The 7,116-nt window shown below is 45.2% G+C and carries 7 protein-coding genes; 6 read left to right on the forward strand and 1 reads right to left on the reverse strand.

The features are described from left to right. The first annotated feature begins 142 nt into the window (after positions 1-142). The 5 genes from gap to QTN94_RS09630 all read left to right on the forward strand — a co-directional run bounded on the left by gap (position 143) and on the right by QTN94_RS09630 (position 4,724). Positions 143-1,138: a type I glyceraldehyde-3-phosphate dehydrogenase gene (gene gap, locus QTN94_RS09610; protein ID WP_138972391.1), complete on the forward strand. Its 996-nt coding sequence runs from the start codon at positions 143-145 to the stop codon at positions 1,136-1,138. A gap of 166 nt (positions 1,139-1,304) precedes the next feature. Beyond that, positions 1,305-2,189, forward strand: coding sequence for a D-hexose-6-phosphate mutarotase (locus QTN94_RS09615; protein WP_331427520.1), 885 nt, complete (start codon positions 1,305-1,307; stop codon positions 2,187-2,189). Positions 2,190-2,339: 150 nt separating this feature from the next. Further along, complete coding sequence (gene rlmA, locus QTN94_RS09620; protein ID WP_331427521.1) at positions 2,340-3,158, forward strand: 23S rRNA (guanine(745)-N(1))-methyltransferase; 819 nt, start codon at positions 2,340-2,342, stop codon at positions 3,156-3,158. Between the two features lie 87 nt (positions 3,159-3,245). Next, positions 3,246-4,193, forward strand: coding sequence for a ChaN family lipoprotein (locus tag QTN94_RS09625; protein ID WP_331427522.1), 948 nt, complete (start codon positions 3,246-3,248; stop codon positions 4,191-4,193). A gap of 174 nt (positions 4,194-4,367) precedes the next feature. Beyond that, positions 4,368-4,724, forward strand: a complete 357-nt coding sequence (locus QTN94_RS09630) for a hypothetical protein (protein WP_331427523.1) — start codon at positions 4,368-4,370, stop codon at positions 4,722-4,724. Between the two features lie 164 nt (positions 4,725-4,888). Here the strand turns inward: QTN94_RS09630 and QTN94_RS09635 are convergent, their stop codons facing one another. Further along, positions 4,889-6,559, reverse strand: a complete 1,671-nt coding sequence (locus QTN94_RS09635) for a mechanosensitive ion channel domain-containing protein (protein ID WP_443088789.1) — start codon at positions 6,557-6,559, stop codon at positions 4,889-4,891. 94 nt (positions 6,560-6,653) lie between these two features. On the opposite strand from QTN94_RS09635, the gene QTN94_RS09640 reads away from it, so the two are divergent. Next, positions 6,654-6,968 carry a hypothetical protein gene (locus QTN94_RS09640; protein WP_331427524.1) on the forward strand — a complete coding sequence of 105 codons (315 nt, stop codon included), beginning with the start codon at positions 6,654-6,656 and terminating at the stop codon, positions 6,966-6,968. Positions 6,969-7,116: the final 148 nt, after the last annotated feature.

Raw genomic sequence — 7,116 nt, forward strand, 5'->3', positions numbered from 1 at the left:
TGCGACTAATTGTGAAAAAAAGCGACGCTTTTTTTTGACTTTAAACAAGTTAAGTCCGATTATCTGTTGCAGATTTTGACTGGATTCTGTAATTTTACTACCAGTTATCTTTAATCAGAAATTAAGTTGTGGAGCAACTATAATGACTATCAAAGTAGGTATTAACGGTTTTGGCCGTATCGGTCGTTTCGTATTCCGTGCAGCACAAGAGCGCGCAGACATCGAAGTAGTAGGTATCAACGACCTTATCGATGTAGATTACATGGCATACATGCTTAAGTACGACTCAACTCACGGCCGTTTCAACGGTACTGTTGAAGTTGAAGGTGGTAACCTAGTCGTTAACGGTAAAACTGTACGTGTTACTGCAGAGCGCAACCCAGAAGACCTAAAATGGGACGAAATCGGTGTTGACGTAGTAGCTGAAGCAACGGGTCTTTTCCTAACAGACGAGACTGCACGTAAGCACATCACTGCTGGTGCGAAGAAAGTTGTTCTAACTGGCCCTTCTAAAGACGCTACTCCAATGTTCGTAATGGGCGTTAACCACGCTACTTACGCTGGTCAAGACATCGTTTCTAACGCTTCTTGTACTACTAACTGTCTAGCGCCTGTTGCTAAAGTTCTTAACGACAAGTTCGGTATCGTATCTGGTCTTATGACTACAGTTCACGCTACTACAGCAACTCAAAAAACTGTAGACGGTCCTTCTGCTAAAGACTGGCGCGGTGGTCGTGGTGCTTCTCAGAACATCATCCCATCTTCAACTGGTGCTGCTAAAGCTGTAGGCGTTGTTCTTCCAGAACTAAACGGCAAACTAACTGGTATGGCTTTCCGCGTACCAACAGCTAACGTTTCTGTAGTTGACCTAACAGTTAACCTAGAGAAAGGCGCATCTTACGAAGCTATCTGTGCAGCAATGAAAGAAGCTTCTGAAGGCGAACTAAAAGGCGTTCTAGGCTACACTGAAGATCAAGTTGTATCTCAAGACTTCATCGGTGAAGTTCAAACTTCAGTATTCGATGCTAAAGCTGGTATCGCTCTAACTGATAACTTCGTTAAAGTTGTATCTTGGTACGACAACGAAATCGGTTACTCAAACAAAGTTCTAGACCTAATCGCTCACATCTCTAAGTAATTTTTACTTAGTCAGCGTTTAGCGAAGAATTTCGTTAAAGAAAAGGCGGCTCTTGAGTCGCCTTTTTAGTATCTGTTGGTTTGGTAATACTATCGAGATTACAGCCCATTGTTCATTGCTGCCGAGTGGACAGTTGAATGTAATTTCTCTCATCAGGGACAATAGAATGAATTTAACTCAACTACCTGCTTTAACCGTTCTTTCTGACAACGTCACTATCGTTGAAAAAGACAAGGTTAAAATCGTTCGCATTATTCATGATAAAGCCACCGCAGGCATAGCACTGCACGGCGGTCATGTCGTTTCGTTTCAACCAGTTGGTCAGCCTGAACTGATCTGGATGAGCGAAGAGGCTATTTTTGATGGTAGCGCAGCACTACGTGGCGGCATTCCTGTTTGCTGGCCTTGGTTTGGCAGAATTGCCGCTCCCGCGCACGGCTTTGCGCGCTCGTCGCAATGGCAACTGATTGAACATCGTGAAAATGAACATGGTGTTATCGTTGAGCTAGGCCTGAGCGATAGTAAAGAGACACAAGCAATCTGGCCGTATCAATTTGATGCTCGCCTGATTGTTGAAGTGACGGAAAAGCTTAAAGTCACGCTAAAAGTGACCAATACTGACGACAAATCTTGGATGTTCTCTGGCGCGTTGCACACTTACCTAAACGTTGGTGACATCGCTCAGGCTCAAACGACAGGTATGGGTTCAGAGTACATAGATAGCTTACAGGCAGGAAAACGATGCCAAGGTGGTGAGGTACTCAAACTCACCGACACCATTGATCGTGTTTACACTAAGCCAGAGCAAGAAATTCTGGTTCAAGATCCCGTTCTGAATCGCACCATCAAAGTAGAGAATCAGGGGCATAACTCAGCCGTTCTTTGGAACCCATGGGCAGAAGGCGCAACATCTATGGCTGACATGGAAGACAACGGCTACCAAACCTTCCTGTGTGTTGAGTCGACCCTTCATGCTCCATCTCTTGAGCAAGGAAAGTCGCTGCAATCTGGCGAAGGTTATGAGCTAGTGACCACCATTTCGGCAAACTAACGGCTTTTGTCGCAGGATAACGTCCTGCGACATTTTCTCTCCTCGAAATTAATTCCTGATTACCTCGTTAAAAGACCCGTCAGGTCACCGCTAGTCTACTGCCCTGCTTCCTGATAAACTTCGCCCACTCAGTATCGATTAGAGCCAGTTATGTCCTACACCTGCCCATTATGTCACCACCCTCTCTCCCTCAGCGAGCGTACCTATCGCTGCGAGAATAATCATTCTTTTGATCTCGCCAAAGAGGGGTATCTCAACTTGATGCCTGTGCAGCATAAACGCTCGAAAGATCCCGGTGACAATAAAGAGATGATGCAAGCTCGTCGACGCTTTCTCGATAAAGACCATTACCAGCCGATGAAGCAACGAGTGGCAGACTTGATTTCAGATCTGCTGATCAACAGCAAGCATCGCTTACTGGATATTGGTTGCGGGGAAGGCTACTACACAACTGCAATATCTGAGTCACTAAAGCAACAAGATGCGAACTCCGCGACTTATGGCTTAGATATTTCTAAAGTAGCGATTCGTTACGCTGCTAAGCGCTATCCAAACTGTCAGTTTTCGGTAGCTTCAAGCCATAGGCTGCCTTTTGCTGATGGCAGTTTTGATGCCGTACTCCGCATCTACGCTCCTTGTCATGCTCAAGAACTCAATCGAGTTACGACGGAAAATGGGGTTGTAATCACGGTCACACCTGCCGGTCGTCATCTCTATCAGTTGAGAGAAGAGATCTACCCCGATGTTCGCTTACATAGTGAAGAAACGGAAGCGATCGAAGGTTTCGCTCTAGAACATCAAGAGACGCTAAGCTACACGATGAAGCTGAGTGATGGGGATGGCTTCGACCTGCTGCAAATGACGCCATTTGCATGGAAAGCCGATGACGCACTTAGAGAAAAATTAAAATCGGCTACACTGTTTGAGTGTGAGGCTGACTTTATGATTCGGGTTTACCGCAAGCAATAAACCAAAATCGATAATTATTCTCATTTTCATTGAGTTCATTCACAGTCTCCATTACTATTGCCGCTCAAGTTAATGGAGGCTGCTATCATGCTTCGGTATATCGCTATTTTATTGAGTTTTATTGCCCTTACCGCCTGCTCATCTGCCGACCCTACTCACGAGTCACAAGGTGTCGTCAGTTTCTATGACTACCAACTCTATAGTCCAGACAACGAGCCCATCTCAATCAATTCTCTACCCGACGCGTTAACAAAGGCTAACGTGATACTGGTTGGTGAGTGGCATACACACAGCGCAATTCACCGCTTTCAGACCGACCTCGTCAAACAGCTGTTTCGCACTAGCCCACACCTGACGATCTCCATGGAACAGTTTGCACGCGACAAACAGTCAGTATTGGATGCATACCTTGATGGTGAAATCGGCGAGCAGACCCTGATCAAAACCGCCAATGGCTGGCCTAACTATGAGAGCGACTACCGAGCACTGGTCGAGTTCGCCAAATCGAATTCACTGGACGTCATTGCATCAAACGCTCCTAAACCTCTCGTGCGCTGTATTGGGCGTCAGGGTATCGGCTATCTAGACAAACTCTCGAATGAAGAGAGACAACATCTTGCCCGAGAGATCGAGACGGGCTCTAGCCCCTACAAAGAGAAGTTTATGGCATCTATGCATCATGGAGAACCAGAACAATCTGAGCGCCAATATGCAGCGCAAGTCACGTGGGATGAAACAATGGCAGAGTCAATCAGTGATTACTTAAAGCAGAATCCTCGTCATCAAATCATCCATATCGCAGGAAAGTTTCACACTGAACAAGGTCTAGGAATCGAAGCCTCTTTACTGCGAAGAATGCCCAGCCTTAACATCGTCGTCATCACACCGACAAGCTCGCCAACTATCGAGCCTGATAATCATCGTGATTTTCGCCTGCACGTACTGGCGCCTCCGACGCGTTACATAAAAGCAGAAAACCGCCTTGCGGCCTTCCAGCACTTAGCAACACGAAATGATCAGCTAATCTGTAAATAGGCACTGCTCTTGCTTGATAACAATGCCCCGTTACGCTTTGTTAAAAAATATTAACGACGTGATAACTGGGCACGGTTTATGCTTGGTCTTTTTTCATACAAATCTCGCATATTTTGCACAAGTTTTTCATCAAGCAGCCGATATATTGTCTGAGGATGATGTAAGGAGATCATTATGACCCCAGTAGGAATGGAGCCAGCTAAGCTGTCCCCAACCCAGCAGGTAAAACCTCAAGCCAATGCAGTTAGTGCAACCACCAACCCTGCTCCACTTAAAGTCGAGCAGAATAAAGTAACCCTTTCCGAGGAAGGTAAGGCACTTCTAACTGCACTACAGGAAATTGAGAAAGAAGGCGTACAAGCGAAAAATGAAAACAAAACTGTCGGTGACAAAGTTGAGTCGTTCGCACACGGCGCGTTAGGCATGGATCATCCAGATAAGATCAAAGAAGAGGAAGACGGTTCTTATTCTGCGGGGCAATATCTTTCCGCAGCGGCAACCGTAGGCGGAATCCTACTGGCTATCCTTTAACTTTAGCCAGTAGAGACCTTGTTATTACAAGGCATTGGCTGTTGCCAATCGATATACGGCCAACCTGCCCCGCTTATTTGCTACAGCGCTAACTCCCCTTAGGACAAAGCCCACCTGCAAGTAGGCTAGTTTCTTGTCGCCGTCGCGACTTATGCGCCCTCTGTCTATTCTTGATCTAGCTGGGTTTGCTTGACCATGTGCAAATGAACGTCTTGCTGTGGGAATGGAATAGAAATGCCTTCTTTGTCAAAACGCAGTTTGACTTCTTTAGTGACATCCCAATAAACATCCCAGTAATCGTCTGTTTTGACCCATGGACGAACAATAAAGTCCACGGAAGAGGTATTCAGGCAATGGACTCGAATATTCGGTTCTGGAGTACGTAAAACTGAAGGATGAGAAGTAACAATTTCAGTTAACACTCGCTCAGCTTTGAGTAAATCGTCACCATAGCCAATCCCGAATACCATGTCGACACGACGCAGACGTTCATGAGTAACGTTTTTAATCACGTCTCCCCAGATTTTGCCATTCGGAATGATAATAATCTGGTTGTCAAAGGTCTTAATCGTGGTGTTCACTAAACTCATATGGCTCACCTTACCATCAACACCTCCAGCGAAAACGAAGTCACCGACATCAAATGGACGATAGATAAGCAGCATCATACCCGCCGCAAAATTCGACAGGGTATCTTGTAATGCAAAACCAATGATGACACCCGCAATACCGAAACCTGTCAGCACCGGTGTTAAGTTTAACCCGATCTGGGAAAGCGAAACCAAAATCCCTATCACCCAGACAATATTGCCTGACATGCCGACAAAAAATTCCTGCATCAGTTGTGATAATTTAAGGTTCTTTGATACGACCGTTTTACTCACCACTTTGCGCGTCAACTTCGCCACCATACTGGTCGCAAGCAACAGCAGAGCGAAAACGAACAGTTGGAACAAGTGCTGAGGTGCATTATGTGCGAGCCAATCCCAAATGTTAGTCGACCAATGAGAAATGATCGAAATTAGTACCTGCCCATCAAACAAGTCCTGAGTGATACTGCCAGTCACTTCAAACATCAAACGTTTATACTCGGACGTATCAATACCAAGTTGGTCAGCGATGGAAATCAGTGAATTTAGGCTTTCAACCGCAATCGACATACGCTGCTTAAGCACTAGCTGAGACAGCTGTAAGGACGACTTTTCAGATTCCGGACTAGCCGATAACTGTTTGCCCACAACACTGACTTGCTGATTGAAATACTCCACAGACGCTGACATAAGACGCAATCTCTTGCTCACTAAGTCGCGAAAACTTTCCGTTGCAGCTGTTTCATCCACCCCGAGCTTGGTCAACCATTCAATGTTCTGCCAGCTAGACTCAATGACGCTGTCAAAGTAGTGCTGTAATTCCTGATAATCATTGAGCAGAGCTAGGCGTTCATCATCTTTGGCACCATTGATCTTTTCATTAAGATCTTTGATTTTGCCTTCTAAATAAACACTGGCACCCTGTGAGTAGTTTTGTTGCATCTCAACTTGAGAAATCAAGGTTTGCTTTGGAAGCGAATCACGTTCAATAGCGCTGGCTAGTGTCGAGCGCAACTCTTCGTTCTTCTGGAATAATTTAAGCTGCAACGCATCCTTATCTTGCCCAGTACTGGTCAATAGAGCATCGGATAACTCTTTCAAATCTAAATTAATTTTTTCTAAGGTTTGCTCAGCTTTAGACGGTGGCTCTGCCGAGGCTCGCACGGAATAACTGGTGAATGCACTCACTACAACCATTAGTCCCAAAAGGGAACACAACCAAATTCGACTAGATAAATGCTTCATTAGTCCCTCAACCATTAAGCCTTTGTTTCTTTTATAAATAGGTCTTAAGTGTACACCACAGGCAAGTAAACACGGCCTATTAATCGTCAATACATTGCAAATAGTAAATGACAATTATCAAGGCACGATCAATTACCTCTCAAATACCATCGACGATTTACAACAACGCTCCTTGAAGGCTAAGTACGAGTTAGCCGAAACGTTAGGCAAACCCTACTCGCCCACTAATCAAGCTTATCTTGCCAGCTTAAAACAAGAGATATCGATAAACGAACAATTAGTGCACAATCATCATCAGGTCAGGCACGAATTGACCGCGACTCTAAACAACCCTGAGCGGTATCCGCTCAGTTTACTGCTGATGTCTAATCAATCCTTACCTGAAGAAGTTAAGAAGCAGATATTATGAAAAAAACACAAAGCGTTCGATTGTCTTGGTTTGTTTAACGGTGGTTGGCTATTGGTACTATTATGACTCCCAACCCAACATTTGGGGAGATGAGGCTGATGAGCCATATATCACTATTTCAGGTATCAAGCCGCCAGATGCCACCATT

It is taken from the genome of Vibrio sp. M250220 (genome assembly GCF_036533795.1).
Classification (GTDB): domain Bacteria; phylum Pseudomonadota; class Gammaproteobacteria; order Enterobacterales; family Vibrionaceae; genus Vibrio.